A 19,566-nucleotide genomic window follows, 5' to 3' on the forward strand; every position below is an offset into this window, starting at 1 on the left:
GTAAAATGTGCGCCACATTGAAGAAGGATAGTGACGTATGCGCATTCATATATTGGGGATTTGTGGCACTTTCATGGGCGGCCTGGCTATGCTGGCGCGCGCTCTTGGCCATGAGGTGACAGGTTCGGACGCCAATGTGTATCCGCCGATGAGCACGCTGCTGGAAAACCAGGGCATCTCACTTATTGAGGGTTACGACGCCAGCCAGCTCGATCCGCAGCCGGATCTGGTGATCATCGGTAACGCCATGACCCGTGGCAACCCCTGCGTAGAAGCCGTGCTGGAAAAGAATATTCCCTACATGTCGGGCCCGCAGTGGCTGCACGACTTTGTGCTGCGCGATCGCTGGGTTGTGGCCGTTGCCGGTACTCATGGCAAAACCACCACCGCCGGGATGGCAACCTGGATCCTTGAGGCCTGCGGCTACAAGCCGGGCTTTGTGATCGGTGGCGTACCGGGGAATTTCGAGGTTTCTGCCCGCCTGGGCGACAGTCCGTTCTTTGTCATTGAGGCGGATGAATATGACTGCGCCTTCTTTGACAAACGCTCTAAATTTGTCCACTACTGCCCGCGGACGCTGATCCTCAATAACCTTGAGTTCGATCACGCGGACATCTTTGACGACCTGAAAGCGATTCAGAAGCAGTTCCACCACCTGGTGCGCATCGTGCCGGGTCAGGGACGTATTATCCTGCCGGAAAACGACATCAACCTGAAGCAGACCCTGGCGATGGGATGCTGGAGCGAGCAGGAGCTGGTGGGCGAGCAGGGCCACTGGCAGGCGAAAAAGCTCACCAACGATGCCTCCCAGTGGGAAGTTCTGCTGGATGGCGAAAAAGTTGGGGAAGTGCACTGGGCGCTGGTGGGCGAACACAACATGCACAACGGCCTGATGGCGATTGCCGCGGCCCGTCATGTGGGCGTGCTGCCTGCCGATGCGGCTCATGCGCTGGGATCGTTTATCAACGCCCGTCGCCGCCTGGAACTGCGCGGCGAAGCGAATGGCGTGACGGTGTATGACGATTTTGCCCATCACCCGACGGCGATCCTCGCGACGCTGGCGGCGCTGCGCGGCAAAGTGGGCGGCACGGCACGCATTCTGGCCGTCCTGGAACCGCGCTCCAACACCATGAAAATGGGCGTCTGCAAAGATGACCTGGCCCCCTCTTTAGGCCGTGCCGATGAAGTCTTCCTCCTGCAGCCGCAGCATATTCCCTGGCAGGTAGCGGAAGTGGCTGAAGCCTGTATCCAGCCTGCGCACTGGAGTGCCGATGTGGATACGTTAGCGGAGATGGTGGTGAAGACCGCGCAGCCGGGGGATCACATTCTGGTGATGAGCAACGGCGGGTTTGGTGGCATCCATCAGAAGCTGCTGGACGGCCTGGCGAAGAAAGCGGAAGTCGCAGAGTAATAAAAAAGCCCGGTGGCGCTAACGCTTACCGGGCCTGCAATTCGCACGCTTTTGTAGGCCGGATAAGGCGCTTACGCCGCCATCCGGCAAACAGCATGCACGATATTAACCTTCGGCTTCTGCCAGTTCGCGCAGATACTGGAAGATCAGACGCGCAGACTTCGGCGGCTTATTCCCTTCTTTCTCTTTCTTCGCATTACGGATAAGCGTTCGCAGCTGCTGGCGATCGGCGTCCGGCCACAGGTTCAGCACCTCCGCCAGGGCGTCATCGCCATTATCAATCAGGCGATCGCGGATCTGCTCCAGCTTATGGAACAGGGCAACCTGCTGGTTGTGGCGGTTTTTCAGCTTGTCCAGCGCCTGGCGAATGGGTTCTACATCGCGCTGGCGCAGCATTTTACCAATCAACTGAAGCTGGCGACGGCGGCCCTCTTTCTTGATGCGTTGTGCCAGTTCGATGGCGGCACGCAGATCGGGGTCGAGCGGGATTTTATCCAGCGCGTTTTTGCCCAGCTCTACCATTTCCGCACCAAGCTGTTTTAACTCTTCGGCGTCGCGTTTAATTTCACTTTTACTGACCCAGATGATCTCATCATCTTCGTCTTCGATGTCATCACCGGGAACGTCGTCGAGCCAGTCTTCGGGCTGCTTAGTCATGTCAGGCTCCTTAAAAAAAGAGGCTAATCTTACCAGTTTAGGCGCGTACTGAGAAACGGTTCTCTGATAGACTTCAGCTAACTACACCTTACATTATGGCATTTACGATGAAAGTGATCTCACAAGTTGCAGCGCAGCGTAAAGCACTGGAAGAGGCCGTCTCCATGGCTCTGGAGCTGGCGTCAGCGAAATCCGACGGGGCAGAAGTCGCCGTCAGTAAAACCACTGGTCTGAGCGTCAGCACCCGCTATGGCGAGGTGGAAACCGTTGAATTTAATAGCGATGGCGCGTTAGGGATTACTGTTTATCACCAGAACCGTAAAGGCAGTGCCTCCTCCACCGACCTCAGCCCGGACGCCATAGCGCGTACCGTGCAGGCGGCGCTGGATATCGCCGCCTACACCTCGCCGGATCCTTACGCAGGCGTCGCAGACCGCGAATTGCTGGCTTTTGAGGCCCCGGATCTGGATCTGTTCCACCCGGCAGAAGTGACCCCTGACGAAGCCATTGAGTTCGCGGCTCGCGCGGAACAAGCCTCCCTTAACGCCGATAAGCGCATCACCAACACCGAAGGCGGCAGCTTTAACAGCCACTACGGCATCAAAGTTTTTGGCAACAGCCACGGTATGCTGCAGGGCTACAGCTCCACCCGTCACTCGCTCTCCAGCTGCGTCATCGCCGAAGAGAACGGCGACATGGAGCGCGATTACGCCTACACCATTGGCCGCGCGCTGGGCGATCTTCAGTCGCCGGAGTGGGTTGGGATGGAGTGCGCAAAACGCACATTGTCCCGCCTCGCTCCACGAAAACTGTCTACCATGAAAGCACCGGTGATCTTTGCCAATGAAGTGGCGACCGGGCTGTTCGGGCATCTGGTGGGCGCCATTGCCGGTGGGGCGGTATACCGTAAGTCGACCTTCCTGCTCGACGCGCTGGGCACGCAAATCCTGCCGGAATGGCTGACCATTGAAGAGCATCCGCACCTGCTGAAAGGGCTGGCCTCCACGCCGTTCGACAGCGAAGGCGTGCGCACGGAGCGTCGCGATATCATCAAAGACGGCATCCTGACCCAGTGGCTGCTGACCAGCTACTCCGCGCGCAAACTGGGGCTGCAAAGCACCGGCCATGCGGGCGGCATCCACAACTGGCGGATCCCTGGCCGCGGCCTGAGCTTTGAGCAGATGCTGAAAGAGATGGGCACCGGGCTGGTAGTGACCGAGTTGATGGGCCAGGGCGTCAGCGGCGTCACCGGCGACTACTCGCGCGGGGCGTCCGGCTTCTGGGTCGAGAACGGTGAAATTCAGTATCCGGTGAGCGAAATTACCATCGCCGGCAACTTAAAGGATATGTGGCGCAATATCGTGACGGTGGGTAACGATATTGAAACCCGCAGCAATATCCAGTGCGGATCGGTGCTGTTACCGGAGATGAAGATCGCCGGTCAGTAATACCCGTCATACTTCACGGTGCAGATGCGTTGGCTGCGTGCGCTCACCCCGGTCACTTACTTATGTAAGCTCCCGGGGATTCACGCGCTTGCCGCCTTCCTGCAACGCGAATTATTTAGGGTATTAGTCTTTTTTTAATAATAAAAAAGGAAGTGAGCAATGCGTAAAAACCTGTTAGCCATCCTCGCAGCCTCAACGCTGGTATTGAGTTCGTCGGTGTTTGCCGACCTGGAAGATAATATGGACACCCTCAGCGAAAACCTGAAGGTGGTGCAGAAAACGGACAATGCGGCGGAGATGAAAGGCGCCCTGACCAAAATGCGCGCTGCTGCGGTAGATGCGCAAAAAGAGACCCCGCCGAAGCTGGAAGGCAAAGCGGAAGACAGCGCCGAGATGAAAGATTACCGTCACGGTCTGGAGACGCTGGTCGGGCAGATTGACGGCGCGCTGAAGCTGGCCAACGAAGGCAAAGTGAAAGAGGCGCAGGCGGCAGCCGACGGGTTTGTCACCACGCGCAATACTTATCACAAAAAATACCGTTAATGGGTGCCTGAGCCGCACGTCCTCTCCCCGTGTTGCGGAGGCGTACTAAACGCCTCCGCATGTTTGCTCCCTACGATCCGGAGCGACAGTCCATTTGCGCAATCACTTCAAGCGAACCGTTTCGAAAACGGATCTCGCACAGTGTCTTCCGCGTCACCAGCGTTAAGATGATTATTGTCAAAGAAATAATCATCAAAACCCCGATACTGGGATCTCTGCGTTTCATGGATGCCTCCTTGCTTTTTAAGCGGGTAAGGCAGCGAACTTCACGTGTCAGGACGTGTCGTTTCGGGCCCCATCCCTGATTTTTATTCAGGTGGGGCTTTCCACTTCCCGTCCCATGCATGAGACGGTCAGTCTCAAGCACCCACGGCCACTCTACCCAATCCGCATAAGAAAACCTTATCCAGCTCACATTTCTACGAGTCTGCTCGTAAACTTTTTCACTTCCACAGCCCCGCTTTACCCGCTCAGGAGCGTGATATTCATCACGTTAGACCAGCGAAAAATCATCATTCAGCGCAATTATGTGGCACAGATCACTGGCGCCGCTCTCCTTTCCACTTCGAAGTGGAAAACAACTCGCTACAAACCCATAACAGCGGGCGTTAGTTTTATCCCAGAGCCAATAACGGGGTAAGACGAGTGATTAACGGAACGGTAATAAACGACACTGGAGACCAGGCGGCGCAAACTGAACAGCTGGCCGACACCATGCTCAAGCAGACCTTCACGCTGCTTAGTCATCACCACATTATCCCCAATGCCGTTCAGGAGCAGATGCTGACCTCCCACGTTCGCGCCATGGCGCACCGGTCGGTGACCGGCGAGCCGCTGCCGGAGGTCGAGGCTGACCTGTTCGACGAAATTTCACCTGAATCAATGCGGCTTGCCCGCGAAGTCGTGGCGCAGTTTGGCAACCTTCCTGATGAAGAAGCCTGGCTGCTCTCCGTCCACTTTGAAGTCGCAAAAGACAACCTTTAAGGAGCACATCATGGAACAAATTACAGTCGTTATCGGCGATCGCCTGGGTAAAGGTCAGAAGGTTGCAGCAGGCGTTGAAAAAGCGGGCGGCCGCGCAGTGGTGGTACCAGGCGTGGCGGCGGACATGAAGCTGGGTGACGTGATGAAGGCGGAAAACGCCACCTTCGGCATCTCCTTCTGCGGCAGCGGCGGCGCGGGTGCCATCACCGCTCAGACCAAATATGGCTACAAAGCCAAGTACGGCATGCGTTCCGTGGAAGAGGGCGTTACCGCCATCAACGAAGGCTGCAACGTGCTGGGCTTTGGCTTTATGGATAAAGAAGAGCTGGGTGAGCGTCTGGTGCAGGCGTGGCAGAAGAAGCACGGCGCATAAGCATGAAAGAACAGTTCACCACCACGGTGAGAGTGAAAGGCAAGGGTGACGCCAAAGCGCGCGCCTTTGCCGACGCGCTGAACCACGTTCAGGCCGCGGTGATGAAAGCATCGCCGCATATCTTACTGCGTATTGAGCCACAGGATGTGCAGATTGTTCAGGCGCAAGAAGCGGTGCGTAAAGAGGCGTTTCTGTTCTTCTTTTTGCGCCGGGAAAGACGCACCTACAGCGTGGAGCTGGACGTGACCGTCAACGTGACTGCCATCAATCTGGACCAGGTGGACTTTGTCACGCAACGCTGATTCTTACTAATAGGGCAGACTAATGTTCCTGATAATTTTAATAAAATCGCTCATCATCGGCGGCCTGGTTGGCGTCGGCGTGGGCGCCGGGGCTGCACGCATGTTTCATGCGCCTACCACACAGGGTATGGGCGCGTTTCGTACGTTGGGAGAGCTGAACTCCTGTGAGGGAGACCCAGCGTCTCACTTCTCCTTTGGGTTAGGCTTCTTCTTCAACGCCTGGGCTTCGTCGGTTGCGGCGGGCTCCTTCACCCAGGACGTTGACCACCGCATCATCCCGAACTGGGGTGCCGCGGCGCTGATGATCAAAAACCGCAACGTCGGTGAGACGCTGCACGATCCCCGCAAGATGGCGATTGCCTGCGGCGTGATCGGCATGATTGTCGTCACCTTCCTCAACCTCACCGCGTCGTCCGTTCCTGCTGCGCTTCAGGTGACCGCCGTGAAGGTGCTGGTACCTGCCGCTAACCTGCTGGTGAACACCGTGATGCCGGTGATCTTCTGGCTGGCGGCTATCGATGCGGGTAAAAAATCGGGCTTCTGGGCCACCGTCTTTGGCGGCGCGGCGCAGCTGATTATGGGTAACGCCGTACCGGGCCTGGTGCTGGGGATCCTGATCGGTAAAGGCGTGGAAGAGAGCGGCTGGAACCACGTCACCAAAGTGATGATGGTCGCCATCGTCGCGCTGTTCGTGCTGAGCGGCTTCTTCCGCGGCTTCGACATGAAGATGATTGAATCCTTCCATCTGACCGTGCCGAACTGGCTCGACATGATCCACAACTCGCTCAGCGGCAAGTAACAGGAGCCTCTAAATGGAACAGAATAAAGGTTTTTGGTATGCCGACTGGTCGTTCCCGATCTTCGTTGGCCTGCTCTCCTCCGGCGTGTTCGCCGGGACGCACATGTACTACCTCTACGGTATCGGCGCTTTTAACGAAGTGGCCTTCGTGGCGATGCTGAAAGCGGGTATCGATACCGGTGCCTACGGCGCGGTGGCAGCGTTCGGCGCCAGCTTCCTGTTTGCCCGTATTATCGAAGGCTCCCTGGTGGGGATCCTCGATATCGGCGGGGCGATCCAGACCGGGGTGGGCCTCGGCGTTCCGGCGCTCTTGCTGGGGGCGGGCATCATGTTCCCGGTGACCAACTTTATCGCCTCGCTGGCGACCGGCCTGATTATTGGCCTGGCGATTGGTTACATCATCATCCTGGCGCGTAAGTTCACCATCAATCAGAGCAACTCCACCTACGGGGCTGACGTGATGATGGGGGCGGGTAACGCCTCCGGCCGCTTCCTCGGGCCGTTGATTATCCTCAGCGCGATGACCGCGTCGATTCCCATCGGCATCGGTTCCCTGTTAGGCGCCCTGCTGTTCTACATCTGGCAGAAGCCGATTACCGGTGGCGCCATCCTCGGCGCGATGCTGTTGGGCTGGCTGTTCCCGGTCGCCCTTTAATACCCGCGGGCGCTCAGGCGCCCGCCTTATCAGGAGAACCCCATGTTTGATTTACTCCTGCGCCGCGCGCGCCTCACCGACGATACCCTGACCGATATCGCCATTCAGGACGGGAAGATCGCAGCGGTGGGCGACATCGCCGCGCCTGCCCAAAAAATGGTGGAGCTGAACGGCGAAGTGTTTGTCAGCGCAGGCTGGATTGACTCCCACGTCCACTGCTACCCGAACTCCCCGATTTACCACGACGAGCCGGACAGCGTGGGCATTGCCACCGGCGTCACCTCGGTAGTGGACGCCGGCAGCACCGGGGCGGATGACGTGGACGACTTCTACGCCATCACCCGTAAGGCCTCCACCGAGGTATTTGCCCTGCTGAACATCTCCCGCGTGGGGCTGATTGCCCAGAACGAACTGGCCAACATGGCCAACATCGACGCAGACGCGGTGAAGCAGGCAGTACAACGCCACCCGAATTTTATCGTCGGCCTGAAGGCGCGCATGAGCAGCAGCGTGGTCGGTGAGAACGGCATTACGCCGCTGGAGCGCGCCAAAACGATCCAGAAAGAGAACGGCGATCTGCCCCTGATGGTACACATCGGCAACAACCCGCCGAACCTCGACGAAATTGCCGAGCTGCTGAGTTCCGGCGACATCATCACCCACTGCTACAACGGCAAACCGAACCGCATTCTGACCCCCTCCGGGGAACTGCGCGCCTCCGTCACCAACGCCCTGAAGCGCGGCGTGCGTCTGGACGTCGGCCACGGCACCGCGAGCTTCAGCTTTGAGGTGGCGAAACGCGCCATCGCGATGGGTATTCTGCCGCACACTATCAGCTCGGATATCTACTGCCGCAACCGCATCAACGGCCCGGTAGGCTCGCTTTCTAGCGTGATGTCGAAGTTTCTCGCCATCGGCATGTCGCTGCCGCAGGTGATCGAGTGCGTGACCGCCAACGCCGCCGACGGCCTGCGCCTGGCCCATAAAGGCCGCATTCAGGCAGGTCTCGACGCCGACCTGACGCTGTTTACGATTAAACGCCAGCCAACCGTGCTGACGGATGCGGAAAACGACAGCCTGCAGGCTGAACACATTCTGGTGCCGCTTGCCGCGATCCGCGCGGGCAAGGGCTACATGACCGAACAAGGGAGCACGGAACATGCCTTCAATTTTTGAGAAATACAATTTAAAACAAGTGATTAACACCTCCGGGCGCATGACGGCGCTCGGCGTCTCAACCCCGCGCCCGGAAGTGGTGCAGGCGGCGATGGACGGCATGAACCAGTACTTCGAGATGAAGGATCTGGTCAACAAAACCGGCGAGTACATCGCGAAGCTGCTGGATGTGGAAGGGGCGACCGTCGTCTCCTGCGCCTCGGCGGGCATTGCCCAGTCGGTGGCGGCGGTGCTGGTGAAAGAGAGCGACTGGCTGCTGGAGAACCTGCACGTCACCCCGATTGAGAACAACGAGATCGTCCTGCCGAAAGGCCACAACGTTAACTTTGGCGCCCCGGTGGGCACCATGGTGGCGCTGGGCGGCGGCAGGCTGGTGGAAGCCGGTTACGCCAACGAATGCTCCGCCGATCAGCTGGCGGCAGCGATCACCCCGCGCACTGCGGCAATCCTCTATATCAAATCGCACCACTGCGTGCAGAAGAGCATGCTCAGCGTCGAGCAGGCGGCGGTCGTTGCGCGTAAACACGATCTGCCGCTGATCGTCGACGCGGCGGCAGAAGAAGATCTGCACGCTTACTACCGCTCCGGCGCGGACCTGGTGATCTACAGCGGCGCGAAGGCCATCGAAGGGCCAACCAGCGGCCTGGTGATCGGCAGAACCCAGTACGTCGAGTGGGTCAAGCGTCAGACGGCAGGCATTGGCCGCGCCATGAAGGTGGGTAAAGAGGGCATTCTGGGCCTGACCTGCGCCATCGAACACTACCTGACGGCGACTAAAGAGAGCGGTGCGGAAATGGTGGCGAAGATGACCCCGTTTATCGACGCGCTCAACACCCTGAACGGCGTCACCGCGCGCGTGGTCTGGGACAGCGCGGGTCGCGATATCGCCCGCACCGAGATTAAGTTCGACGAAGCCACTACCGGCGTCGGCACCGGCGACCTGGTGCATGCCCTGAAGCAGGGCGAATACGCTATCTACTTCCGTGGCTACAAAGCTAACGAAGGGATTATCGAAGCCGACGTGCGCAGCGTCAGCGCAGACCAACTGAATATCGTCTATCGCCGCATCAGCGAAGTATTAGGCCAGGAGAAAAAGGCATGAAACTGACCCCCAATTTTTACCGCGACCGCGTGTGTCTGAACGTGCTGGCCGGATCCAAAGCCAACGCCAGCGCCATCTATGAAGCGGCAGAAGGCCATGTGCTGGTGGGCGTGCTCTCCAAAAACTACCCGGACGTGGACAGCGCCGTGGCGGACATGCGCGAATACGCCGCCCTGATCGATAACGCCCTCTCCGTGGGCCTGGGGGCGGGGGATCCGAACCAGTCGGCGATGGTGAGCGAAATCTCCCGCCAGGTGCAGCCGCAGCACGTCAACCAGGTCTTCACCGGGGTGGCTACCAGCCGCGCGCTGCTGGGGCAGAGCGAGTCCGTGGTTAACGGCCTGGTCTCCCCGACCGGCACCGTCGGGATGGTGAAAATCTCCACCGGCCCGCTGAGCAGCGCGGCACCGGACGGCATCGTGCCGGTGGAAACGGCGATTGCCCTGCTGAAGGATTTCGGCGGCAGCTCGATCAAATACTTTCCGATGGGCGGCCTGAAATGTCGTGACGAATACAAAGCGGTGGCGGAAGCCTGCGCCCGTCACGACTTCTGGCTGGAGCCGACCGGGGGAATCGATCTGGAGAACTATGAAGCGATCCTGCAGATCGCCCTGGATGCGGGCGTGAGCAAGATCATTCCGCATATCTACAGCTCGATCATCGACAAAGCCAGCGGCGACACGCGCCCGGAAGACGTGCGTACGCTGCTGGAAATGACGAAGAAGCTGGTGAAGTAAAACTATCCCTCACCCTAACCCTCTCCACAGGGAGAGGGAATAACGATCAGGAGCCACCATGCACACCCGCAACCTGCTTGTCGCTTCACTCTCTCTACTTGCTACCGCCGCCGTCGCCCAGACGCAATATGCCTGGGTGGGGACCTACAATCCGAACGGTGAAGGGCTGTATCGCTTTACCCTCGACCCGCAGTCCGGCGCGCTCGGCAACAAAACGCTGGTGAGCAAGCCGCCGAACGCCGCGCAGTTGGCCGCTTCACACGACGGCAAAACGATCTATCTGGCCAGCGAAGTGGAGCAGGGCGTGGTGCAGGCGCTGCGGGTGGGCGAAAACGGCGAGCTGAGTGAGCTGAATCAGGTGGCGTCCGGCGGTGCGGGCCCGGTGTATCTCTCCCTGACGCCAAACGGCCAGCACCTGCTGGTGGCCAACTACGTCAGCGGATCCATTGCGGTGCTGCCGATCAACGCAGACGGCAGCTTGGGTGATGCCACCGATAAACATCAGGATCGGGGCGAGCCGGGCGCCGCAAAACCCGAAGCGGCAGCCGAAGGCAGTTTTGCCATCAGCGATCATAACGGTCCCCATGCGCACATGATCGCCGCCGATCCGAGCGGGAAATTTGTCTTTTCCACCGATCTGGGGCTGGATCGCATCTATCAGTACCGTTTTGACGATCGAAGCGGCAAGCTGACCCCGAACGATCCGCCGTTTATCAGCGCCTCCTCGAAAGGCGCCGGGCCGCGCCACTTCGTCTTTACGCCAAAAGGCGATGCCCTGTGGCTGATTAACGAAGAGGCGTCTACGCTCACCCATTATGCCGTGCAGGCCAACGGCACGCTGAAAGAGGGCAGGACGATCTCTGCGCTGCCGGAAGGGTATAAAGGCACCAGTTTTGCCGCCGGGCTGGCACTCAGTGCCGATGGAAAGCAGCTGTATGTCGCTAACCGTTTGCATAACAGCATCGGGCACTTTACCGTAACGGCGGATGGCACGCTGACGCATCGGGACGATGTCTGGACGCGTGGCGATTACCCGCGCACCCTGACGCTGGATAAACAGGGACGCTGGCTGTACGTCATGAACCAGCGCAGCGATAACATCACCCGTTTCCGCGTGGCGCAGGACGGCAAGCTGAGCTTCGAGCCAGACTATACCCCGGTCGGCAGCCCATCCCAGATGGTCATTTCACCTTAAGCAGTAAGAGGACAACCCCGTGCGATTTCCCAACCAACGTTTAGCGCAACTGTTTGAAATGTTGCAGAACGAGACGCTGCCTCAGGACGAACTGGCGCAACGGTTGTCGGTATCCACGCGTACCGTCCGGGCTGACATTACCGCGCTCAACGCGCTGCTGGCGGGGAACGGGGCGCAGTTTATCCTCAGCCGCGGGAACGGCTATCAGCTGAAAATCGACGATCAGGCCCGCTACCAGCAGCTGCAGGATTCCCACCCGCGGATGCTGCGGATCCCACGCACCGGCCCGGAGCGGGTGCACTACCTGGTGGTGCGCTTTCTCACTTCGGCGTTCTCCCTCAAGCTGGAGGATCTGGCCGACGAGTGGTTTGTCAGCCGCGCCACGCTGCAAAGCGATATGGCAGAGGTGCGCGAGTGGTTTCACCGCTATCGCCTGACGCTGGAGACCCGCCCGCGCCACGGCATGAAGCTGTTTGGCAGCGAGATGGCGATCCGCGCCTGCCTGACCGATCTGCTGTGGCAGCTGGCGCAGCAGGACAACCTCAATCCGCTGGTCACCGAAGTGGCGCTGAATGCCGGCGTGCCGGAACAGCTCGCCGCCGTGCTGCATGAGACCTTCACCCGCCACCATATTCGCCTCACCGACGAAGGCGAGCTGTTTTTACGCCTCTACGGCGCGGTGACGGTGCGGCGCATCAGCGAAGGCTATCCGCTGCCGGAATTTAACGCCGAAGAGGTGGCTGAGAACGTGCGCGATGCCGCGCGGGACATCGCCAGCGCCATCGCCCGGCTGGCGGATAAGACCCTTTCGCCAGCGGAAGAGACCTGGCTGGGGGTGCATATCGCCGCCCGCCAGGTGCAGGAGATCTCCCCCAGCGCCATCAACGCCGATGATGAAGAGGCGCTGGTGAACTACATCCTGCGCTATATCAACACCCACTTTAACTACAACCTGCTCGACGACACCCAGCTGCACGCGGATCTCCTGACCCATATAAAAACCATGATCACCCGCGTGCGCTACCAGATCATGATCCCCAATCCGCTGCTGGATAACATCAAGCAGCACTACCCGATGGCGTGGGACATGACCCTTGCGGCGGTCTCCAGCTGGGGAAAATACACTCCCTATGTGATCAGCGAAAACGAGATCGGTTTCCTGGTGCTGCACATTGGCGTCGGTCTGGAGCGCCATTACAACATTGGCTATCAGCGCCAGCCGCGGGTGATGCTGGTCTGCGACGCGGGCAACGCGATGGTGCGGATGATCGAGGCGGTGCTGCAGCGCAAGTACCCGCAGATCGAGGTGACGCGCACCCTGACCCTGCGGGAGTACGAGCAGTGCGAAAGCATCAGCGAGGACTTCGTGATATCCACCGCGCGGATCGCGGAAAAAGCCAAGCCGGTGGTGCTGATCGCCCCGTTCCCGACCGACTATCAGCTGGAGCAGATCGGCAAGCTGGTGCTGGTGGACAGAACGCGCCCGTGGATGCTGGAGAAGTTCTTCGACGCCAGCCATTTCCGCGTCATCGATCGCCCCATCGACCAGCAAACGCTGTTCCGGGAGCTGTGCGACCAGCTGCAGGAGGAGGGGTTTGTGGACGCAGAGTTTCTCGACTCGGTGGTGGAGCGCGAGGCCATCGTCAGCACCCTGCTCGGCGACGGTATCGCCCTGCCGCACTCCCTGGGTTTGCTGGCGCAAAAAACCGTGGTCTATACCGTGCTGGCCCCGCAGGGCATCCAGTGGGGCGATGACACCGCGCACGTCATTTTCCTGCTGGCGATCAGTAAAAGCGAGTATGAGGAGGCGATGGCGATCTACGATATCTTCGTCACCTTCCTGCGCGAACGGGCGATGACCCGGCTGTGCGGCTGCCACGACTTCGACGAGTTTAAAACCGTGGCGATGGAGTGTTTGAGCCGGTTTTGAGCTCAACGCAAATGATGCACCACCTGATTACTGCTGCCGCGCCAGATAAGCATCGGATCTTTCAGATCCTGCACAAACTTGCCGTCGATCAGCACGTTGATCAGGTCCACCACCTGCATCTGGTCATCGTTTAATTCATCCAGCTTATAGCCGGTCCAGACCCAGATATCTTTGCCTGCGCACTCGACGCGAATGCGCTGCACCAGCCGCAAAATATCCGGCACGTTCTGCGGGTGCAGAGGATCGCCGCCGGAAAGGGAGATCCCCTGGCGTTTGATGCGTGTATCGTTGAGATCGTCGATGATCCGCTGTTCCATATCTGCGGTGAACGGCATTCCGGAGTTCAGCCGCCAGGTGCTTTTGTTGTAGCAGCCGGGGCATTCGTGGATGCAGCCGGAGACAAACAGGGTGCAGCGGGTGCCGGGACCGTTGACGATGTCGACCGGGTAGTATTGATGGATGTTCATAGCGTGTAACCACGCCGGGTGTCGAGTAGCGATCCCGGCCTACAATGAGAGTGCGGTCCGTAGGCCCGGTAAGCGCAGCGCCACCGGGCATCAATGTGGCAGAGGATTAACCGATCTGCCCATTCCCCAGATGCTTCACGCGGCGCTTCACCTCTTCCTGCTTGCCGGCGTTGAACGGACGTGCATCCGGGCTACCGAGGTAACCGCATACGCGGCGGGTCACGGAGACGCGGGCGGCATCGTGGTTACCGCATTTCGGGCAGGTGAAGCCTTTGCTGGTACATTCGAACTCGCCGGTAAAGCCGCATTCGTAGCACTCGTCGATCGGCGTGTTGGTGCCGTAATAGGGCACGTGCTGATAGCTGTAATCCCACACGTCTTCCAGCGCCTTCAGGTTGTGCTGAATGTTCGGGTACTCGCCGTAACAGATAAAACCGCCGCTCGCCACCGGTGGGTAGGCCGCTTCAAAGTCGATCTTGTCATACGGGTTCACCTTCTTCTCCACGTCGAGGTGGAAGCTGTTGGTGTAGTAGCCCTTATCGGTGACACCCTCCACCACGCCAAACTCGGCGGTATCCAGGCGGCAGAAGCGGTCGCACAGGTTTTCGCTCGGGGTGCTGTAGAGGCTGAAGCCGTAGCCGGTTTCGTCTTTCCACTTATCTACCGCGTCGCGCAGATGCTGCACGATAGCGATACCTTTCGCCCGCAGGGCTTCGCTGTCATAGACGTGTTGGTCGCCAAACAGGGCGTTAATGGTTTCGTGGATCCCGATATAGCCCAGCGAAATAGACGCACGACCGTTCTTGAAGATCTCAGACACGTCATCGTCAGCCTTCAGGCGCACCCCGCAGGCCCCTTCCATATAGAGGATCGGCGCGACACGCGCTTTGACCCCTTCCAGGCGGGCGATACGGGTCATCAGCGCCTTACGCGCCAGCAGCAGGCGCTCGTCCAGCAGCGTCCAGAAGGCGGCCTCGTTGCCTTTGGCTTCCAGCGCGATGCGCGGCAGGTTCAGGCTGATCACGCCCAGGTTGTTGCGCCCGTCGTGGATCTGCTCGCCGTTTTCATCTTCGTACACGCCGAGGAAGCTGCGGCAACCCATCGGGGTTTTGAACGAGCCGGTGACTTTCACCACCTGGTCATAGTTCAGAATGTCCGGATACATGCGCTTGCTCGCGCACTCCAGCGCCAGCTGTTTGATGTCGTAGTTGGCATCGCCAAACTTGTGGTTCAGGCCATCGCGGATGGCGAACACCAGTTTCGGGAACACCGCGGTTTTACGGTTTTTGCCCAGACCGGAAATACGGTTGCGCAGAATGGACTGCTGGATCAGGCGTGATTCCCAGCTGGTGCCCAGACCAAAGCCGAAGGTGACGAACGGCGTCTGACCGTTGGCGGTGTGCAGGGTGTTCACTTCATATTCCAGCGACTGGAAGGCGTCGTAGCACTCTTTCTCGGTGCGGGAGCGGGCATAACCTTCCGCATCCGGGATCTGCCACTCTTCCGCCACCTGGCGATGCTTGGCATAGCTGGCGGCGACAAACGGGGCCAGCACTTCGTCGATGCGGTTGATGGTGGTGCCGCCGTAGATATGGCTGGCGACCTGGGCGATGATCTGCGCGGTCACCGCGGTGGCGGTGGAGATTGATTTTGGCGGCTCAATCTCGGCGTTGCCCATCTTGAAGCCCTGGGTCAGCATACCTTTCAGGTCGATGAGCATGCAGTTGAACATCGGGAAGAATGGCGAGTAGTCGAGATCGTGATAGTGAATATCCCCGCGCTCGTGGGCCTGCACCACGTCGCGCGGCAGCAGGTGCTGGCGGGCGTAGTGCTTGGCGACGATACCTGCCAGCAGGTCGCGCTGGGTGGGGATCACTTTGCTGTCTTTATTGGCGTTTTCGTTGAGCAGCGCAGAGTTGGTCTGCTCGACCAGGCCACGGATCTCCTGGTTCAGACGACCGCGTTTTTCACGTTCGATATCCCGGTCGTGACGGTATTCAATATAGGCGCGCGCCAGCTGCTTATACGGGCCCGACATCAGCTGGTTTTCCACCGCGGTCTGGATTTCGTTGATGTCGACCTTGCTGCGGTCCTTCATCTGATTGCTGACGACTTCTGCGACGGTGGCGCAGTAATCTGCGTCATCGACTCCCGCTGCTTTAGCTGCACGCAGAATCGCTTCCTGGATGCGCTCTGATTTGAAAGGCACGTTACAGCCATCTCGTTTCATCACATGCGGTGTCATGACCACTCCTTTAGAAACAGGTTATCCACAGAGAAGAGGAAAGTGGGTTTTTGGCATAACAACAGTCAGCCCAGCCACTTCCCGGGTTACCAACACATGTTATCCACAATTCCGGCCAGCGTTGACGCCGTCTTATTGTTGAAATTGTAGACGTTAAATACAAGATGTTGGGTCGGCGTGCATTCTAAGCGCTACATATAGTGATTTGCATCAAACAAGTTTGCGATTTATTTGATTCAGAACAAGGTATCCAGGGAAGAGTACAGCGGGTGGGCGATTGAGGAATTGTAAAGACAACAGTTCAGTAATTGTATAATTAATAAACAAAATTAATCCGCATGCCGGGCAGCCCGCGAGCCGCCCGGCATGCCCGTTAAGACTGTAGCCACCATACCGCTTCAAACGGACGCAGGGTCATGGCACCAGGCTGCGGCGAGACTTCAGGATAGTTGCTCATCACCACCTGCCAGTCGCCCTCAACCGCCTGCGGCTGCCACGGCTGGCACTCGCGGCTCAGGCTGGCGATCGCCATCAGCGTCTGGCCCTGCCACTGGCGGCGATAGCACCACAGGAACGGGTGATCCGGGAGCAGATCCTGATAATCCCCCCAGGTGAGCACCGGCAGGGTTTTACGCAGCTGGATCAACCTCTGGTAGGCGTAAAACACCGAGTCTGGATCGGCCAGCGCAGCCTCGACATTGATCGTTTCCGCGTTATTACCCAGGGCGATCCACGGCTCGCCGGTGGTGAACCCGCCATTGGCTGAAGCATCCCACTGCATCGGCGTGCGGCTGTTATCGCGGGATTTGCTCGCGAGGATCGCCAGCAGCTCGTCGGCGTCCCGCCCCTGGGCGCGCAGCCCGGCGAACATGTTGTGGCTCTCCACGTCGCGGTAGTCGGTGATGCGGGTGAAGTGCGGGTTGGTCATGCCAATCTCTTCGCCCTGATAGACGTAAGGGGTGCCCTGCATCCCGTGCAGCACCATCGCCAGCATCTTCGCCGCCGGGACGCGATACTCTCCCTCATCGCCAAAGCGTGAGACGATGCGCGGCTGGTCGTGGTTACACCAGAACAGCGCGTTCCACGCCCGGTTGTGCATCCCCTGCTGCCAGTGGCTGAACAGGGCTTTCAGCGCCACGAAATCCGGTTTCGCCAGCGTCCACTTCTCGCCGTTGGGATAATCCACCTTCAGATGGTGGAAGTTAAAGGTCATCGACAGTTCCCGCCCGTCGAGCGCGGCGTACTGCTGGCAGTGCTCCAGGCGGGTGGAGGACATTTCGCCCACCGTCATCATGTTGCGCGGGGTAAAGACGTCCCGGCTCATCTCCTGCAGATAGTCGTGAATGCGCGGCCCGTCGGTATAGAAGCGGCGGCCATCGCCGATCGTATCGTCGGGGAAATCCTGCTCTTTCGATACCAGGTTAATCACGTCGAGACGCAGGCCGTCCACGCCGCGATCGGCCCAGAACTCGCACACTTTTTTCAGCTCGGCGCGCACCTGCGGGTTTTCCCAGTTGAGATCCGCCTGCTCGGGGGCAAACAGGTGCAGATAGTACTGCTCGCTTTCGGCATGCCAGCGCCAGGCGTTGCCGCCGAACTTGGAGCGCCAGTTGTTGGGCAACTGCTCCGGGGTGCCGTCGCGCCAGATGTAGAACTCGCGGTACGGGCTCTCTTTATTGAGCGACTCGCGGAACCACGCGTGCTGGGTGGAGGTGTGGTTAAACACCATATCCAGTACGATGCGGATCCCGTGTTGATGGGCTGCGGCCACCAGCGCGTCGAAATCATCCAGCGTGCCGTAGGCCGGATCGATGCTGACGTAGTTTGCCACGTCGTAGCCGTTATCCACCTGCGGAGAGATATAGAACGGTGTCAGCCAGATAGCGTCGATGCCGAGGGTTTTGAGGTAGTCGAGACGCGAGGTCACGCCGCGCAAATCCCCGGTGCCGCGCCCGGTCGTATCCTGGAAGCTCTTGGGGTAGATCTGATAGATGACGCCGTTTTGCCACCAGTGAGGAAGGGTATTCATAGTGCGTTCCTGCAAATGCGAAGGGGCGCAACTGCGCCCCGAAAGAGATTAAACAATCTGCAACGCGCCCTGACGGAACTTGCGCTGATAGATAACGGTGGTCAGCAACATCGGGACGATAATCGCCACGGCCATCGCCAGGGAGAAGACCTGCCAGTAGCTCGTCTGGATAGAGAGGATGCCCGGCAGACCGCCGACGCCGATGCCGTTAGCCATCACGCCGTTCAGCCCGCACAGCAGGCCCGCCAGCCCGGAGCCGATCATCGCGCACAGCATCGGGAAGCGGTATTTCAGGTTGATGCCGTACATCGCCGGTTCGGTGACCCCGAGGTAGGCGGAGATCGCTGCCGGCACCGAGATTTCACGTTCGTTATGCTTACGGCTGACGATGATAATGCCGGTGACCGCCGAGGCCTGCGCAATGTTCGACAGGGCAATCAGCGGCCACACCGGGGTGCCGCCGAGGCTCTGGATCATCTGCATATCAATCGCCAGGGTGGTCTGATGCACGCCGGTGATCACCAGCGGGGCATACAGGAAGCCAAACAGCGCGGCGCCAATCGGGGCGAAGCTGCCGGTCATCAGGTGACGCACCGCATACGCCACGCCATCGCCAATCATGCGGCCGAACGGACCGATAAAGGCGTGGGCGAGGAACACCGCCAGGATCAGGGAGCAGACCGGCACCACCACCAGATAGAGGTAATCCGGCACCATGCGCTTCAGGCGGGTCTCGATCATCCCCAGCGCCAGACCGGCCAGCAGGGCCGGGATCACCTGCGCCTGATAGCCCACTTTGGCGATGGTAAAGAGGCCGAAGTTCCACACCTCAGGCACCTGCTGCCCAAGTAAGTAAGCGTTCATTAACTGTGGAGAGACCAGCGTCACGCCCAGCACGATACCCAGAATCGGCGTGCCGCCCATTTTGCGCACCGCCGACCAGCAGATCCCCACCGGCAGATAGAAGAAGATCGCCTCGCCAATCAGCCACAGGAAGTCATAGATGCTCTGCAATGCCGGGTACATCTGCGCCAGGGTCTTGCCGTCGCTCATCGGCACATCGCCAATCAGGTTACGGAAGCCGAGGATCAGGCCCCCGCTGATCAGCGCCGGCAGCAGCGGGAAGAAAATCTCTGCGAAATGTGAAATAAGCTGTTCATGCCACTTCATGTTCTGGCGCGCGGCCTTCTTGGCCTGCTCTTTATCGGCCGACGAGTGGCCGGTGGTCGCCAGCAGCGCCTTGTAGTAGTCGCCCACCTCGGTGCCGATCACCACCTGGAACTGCCCGGCGTTGGTGAAGCAGCCTTTTACCATCGACAGCTCTTCGATGGCTTTGGGGTTAGCTTTGGCCGGATCGTTTAACACAAAACGCAGGCGGGTAATGCAGTGGCTGACCGTGGCGATGTTGTCACGTCCGCCAACCAGCACGATCAGCTGGTCGATATCCGTTTGTTTTACTTTGCTCATCATGAAACCTCATGACAGATGGTAGGGGTTATGGACTGGTGGCAAG

At 59.2% G+C, this 19,566-nt stretch carries 19 protein-coding genes; 13 read left to right on the forward strand and 6 right to left on the reverse strand.

Going from position 1 to position 19,566, the window contains the following annotated elements:
• The first annotated feature begins 37 nt into the window (after positions 1–37).
• Positions 38–1,411: a UDP-N-acetylmuramate:L-alanyl-gamma-D-glutamyl-meso-diaminopimelate ligase gene (mpl, locus tag GNG27_RS02490; protein ID WP_142487998.1), complete on the forward strand. Its 1,374-nt coding sequence runs from the start codon at positions 38–40 to the stop codon at positions 1,409–1,411.
• Positions 1,412–1,516: 105 nt separating this feature from the next.
• Here mpl and yjgA read toward each other — a convergent pair whose 3' ends face one another.
• Positions 1,517–2,068: a ribosome biogenesis factor YjgA gene (gene yjgA, locus GNG27_RS02495; RefSeq protein WP_142487999.1), complete on the reverse strand. Its 552-nt coding sequence runs from the start codon at positions 2,066–2,068 to the stop codon at positions 1,517–1,519.
• Between the two features lie 95 nt (positions 2,069–2,163).
• Here yjgA and pmbA point away from each other — a divergent pair, with 95 nt between their 5' ends.
• The gene (gene pmbA, locus GNG27_RS02500; protein WP_142488000.1) at positions 2,164–3,516 is read left to right on the forward strand and encodes a metalloprotease PmbA; all 1,353 of its coding nucleotides are present in this window, start codon (positions 2,164–2,166) and stop codon (positions 3,514–3,516) included.
• Positions 3,517–3,675: 159 nt separating this feature from the next.
• A complete protein-coding gene (gene cybC / locus GNG27_RS02505) occupies positions 3,676–4,059 on the forward strand; it encodes a cytochrome b562 (protein ID WP_142488001.1) in 384 nt (127 codons plus the stop codon).
• Between the two features lie 70 nt (positions 4,060–4,129).
• On the opposite strand, the gene GNG27_RS23835 is transcribed toward cybC, so the two are convergent.
• Complete coding sequence (locus tag GNG27_RS23835; RefSeq protein WP_312845928.1) at positions 4,130–4,405, reverse strand: Hok/Gef family protein; 276 nt, start codon at positions 4,403–4,405, stop codon at positions 4,130–4,132.
• A 299-nt stretch (positions 4,406–4,704) separates the two neighbouring features.
• Here GNG27_RS23835 and GNG27_RS02515 point away from each other — a divergent pair, with 299 nt between their 5' ends.
• The 10 genes from GNG27_RS02515 to GNG27_RS02560 are packed head-to-tail and all read left to right on the forward strand — an operon-like array spanning position 4,705 to position 13,312.
• Complete coding sequence (locus GNG27_RS02515) at positions 4,705–5,043, forward strand: glycine dehydrogenase (RefSeq protein WP_106994092.1); 339 nt, start codon at positions 4,705–4,707, stop codon at positions 5,041–5,043.
• Positions 5,044–5,053: 10 nt separating this feature from the next.
• Positions 5,054–5,416, forward strand: coding sequence for an SFCGS family glycine-rich protein (locus GNG27_RS02520; RefSeq protein ID WP_002437459.1), 363 nt, complete (start codon positions 5,054–5,056; stop codon positions 5,414–5,416).
• A 2-nt stretch (positions 5,417–5,418) separates the two neighbouring features.
• Entirely contained in the window at positions 5,419–5,718 is a 300-nt protein-coding gene (locus tag GNG27_RS02525; protein WP_156262774.1) for a DUF4312 family protein, read from the forward strand.
• Positions 5,719–5,740: 22 nt separating this feature from the next.
• Positions 5,741–6,517 carry a DUF4311 domain-containing protein gene (locus tag GNG27_RS02530; protein ID WP_142488004.1) on the forward strand — a complete coding sequence of 259 codons (777 nt, stop codon included), beginning with the start codon at positions 5,741–5,743 and terminating at the stop codon, positions 6,515–6,517.
• A gap of 13 nt (positions 6,518–6,530) precedes the next feature.
• Positions 6,531–7,172, forward strand: coding sequence for a DUF4310 family protein (locus tag GNG27_RS02535; RefSeq protein WP_142488005.1), 642 nt, complete (start codon positions 6,531–6,533; stop codon positions 7,170–7,172).
• A gap of 42 nt (positions 7,173–7,214) precedes the next feature.
• Complete coding sequence (locus GNG27_RS02540; protein WP_156262775.1) at positions 7,215–8,348, forward strand: amidohydrolase/deacetylase family metallohydrolase; 1,134 nt, start codon at positions 7,215–7,217, stop codon at positions 8,346–8,348.
• Positions 8,332–9,450: a DgaE family pyridoxal phosphate-dependent ammonia lyase gene (locus GNG27_RS02545; RefSeq protein WP_142488007.1), complete on the forward strand. Its 1,119-nt coding sequence runs from the start codon at positions 8,332–8,334 to the stop codon at positions 9,448–9,450. The genes GNG27_RS02540 and GNG27_RS02545 overlap by 17 nt, the downstream gene beginning before the upstream one ends.
• Positions 9,447–10,187, forward strand: a complete 741-nt coding sequence (locus GNG27_RS02550; RefSeq protein WP_156262776.1) for a KDGP aldolase family protein — start codon at positions 9,447–9,449, stop codon at positions 10,185–10,187. The genes GNG27_RS02545 and GNG27_RS02550 overlap by 4 nt, the downstream gene beginning before the upstream one ends.
• A gap of 58 nt (positions 10,188–10,245) precedes the next feature.
• A complete protein-coding gene (locus tag GNG27_RS02555; RefSeq protein ID WP_156262777.1) occupies positions 10,246–11,382 on the forward strand; it encodes a lactonase family protein in 1,137 nt (378 codons plus the stop codon).
• A 19-nt stretch (positions 11,383–11,401) separates the two neighbouring features.
• Positions 11,402–13,312: a BglG family transcription antiterminator gene (locus GNG27_RS02560; RefSeq protein ID WP_142488010.1), complete on the forward strand. Its 1,911-nt coding sequence runs from the start codon at positions 11,402–11,404 to the stop codon at positions 13,310–13,312.
• Positions 13,313–13,314: 2 nt separating this feature from the next.
• Here GNG27_RS02560 and nrdG read toward each other — a convergent pair whose 3' ends face one another.
• The 4 genes from nrdG to treB all read right to left on the reverse strand — a co-directional run bounded on the left by nrdG (position 13,315) and on the right by treB (position 19,520).
• Entirely contained in the window at positions 13,315–13,779 is a 465-nt protein-coding gene (nrdG, locus tag GNG27_RS02565) for an anaerobic ribonucleoside-triphosphate reductase-activating protein (protein ID WP_156262778.1), read from the reverse strand.
• 106 nt (positions 13,780–13,885) lie between these two features.
• On the reverse strand, positions 13,886–16,024 hold the full coding sequence (nrdD, locus tag GNG27_RS02570; RefSeq protein WP_156262779.1) for an anaerobic ribonucleoside-triphosphate reductase: 2,139 nt from the start codon (positions 16,022–16,024) through the stop codon (positions 13,886–13,888).
• A 373-nt stretch (positions 16,025–16,397) separates the two neighbouring features.
• The gene (treC, locus tag GNG27_RS02575) at positions 16,398–18,053 is read right to left on the reverse strand and encodes an alpha,alpha-phosphotrehalase (protein ID WP_156262780.1); all 1,656 of its coding nucleotides are present in this window, start codon (positions 18,051–18,053) and stop codon (positions 16,398–16,400) included.
• 48 nt (positions 18,054–18,101) lie between these two features.
• Entirely contained in the window at positions 18,102–19,520 is a 1,419-nt protein-coding gene (gene treB / locus GNG27_RS02580; RefSeq protein ID WP_185902406.1) for a PTS trehalose transporter subunit IIBC, read from the reverse strand.
• Positions 19,521–19,566 lie beyond the last annotated feature (46 nt).

The organism is Leclercia sp. 119287, assembly GCF_009734485.1.
In the GTDB taxonomy this organism is placed as follows: Bacteria; Pseudomonadota; Gammaproteobacteria; order Enterobacterales; family Enterobacteriaceae; genus Enterobacter; species Enterobacter adecarboxylatus_C.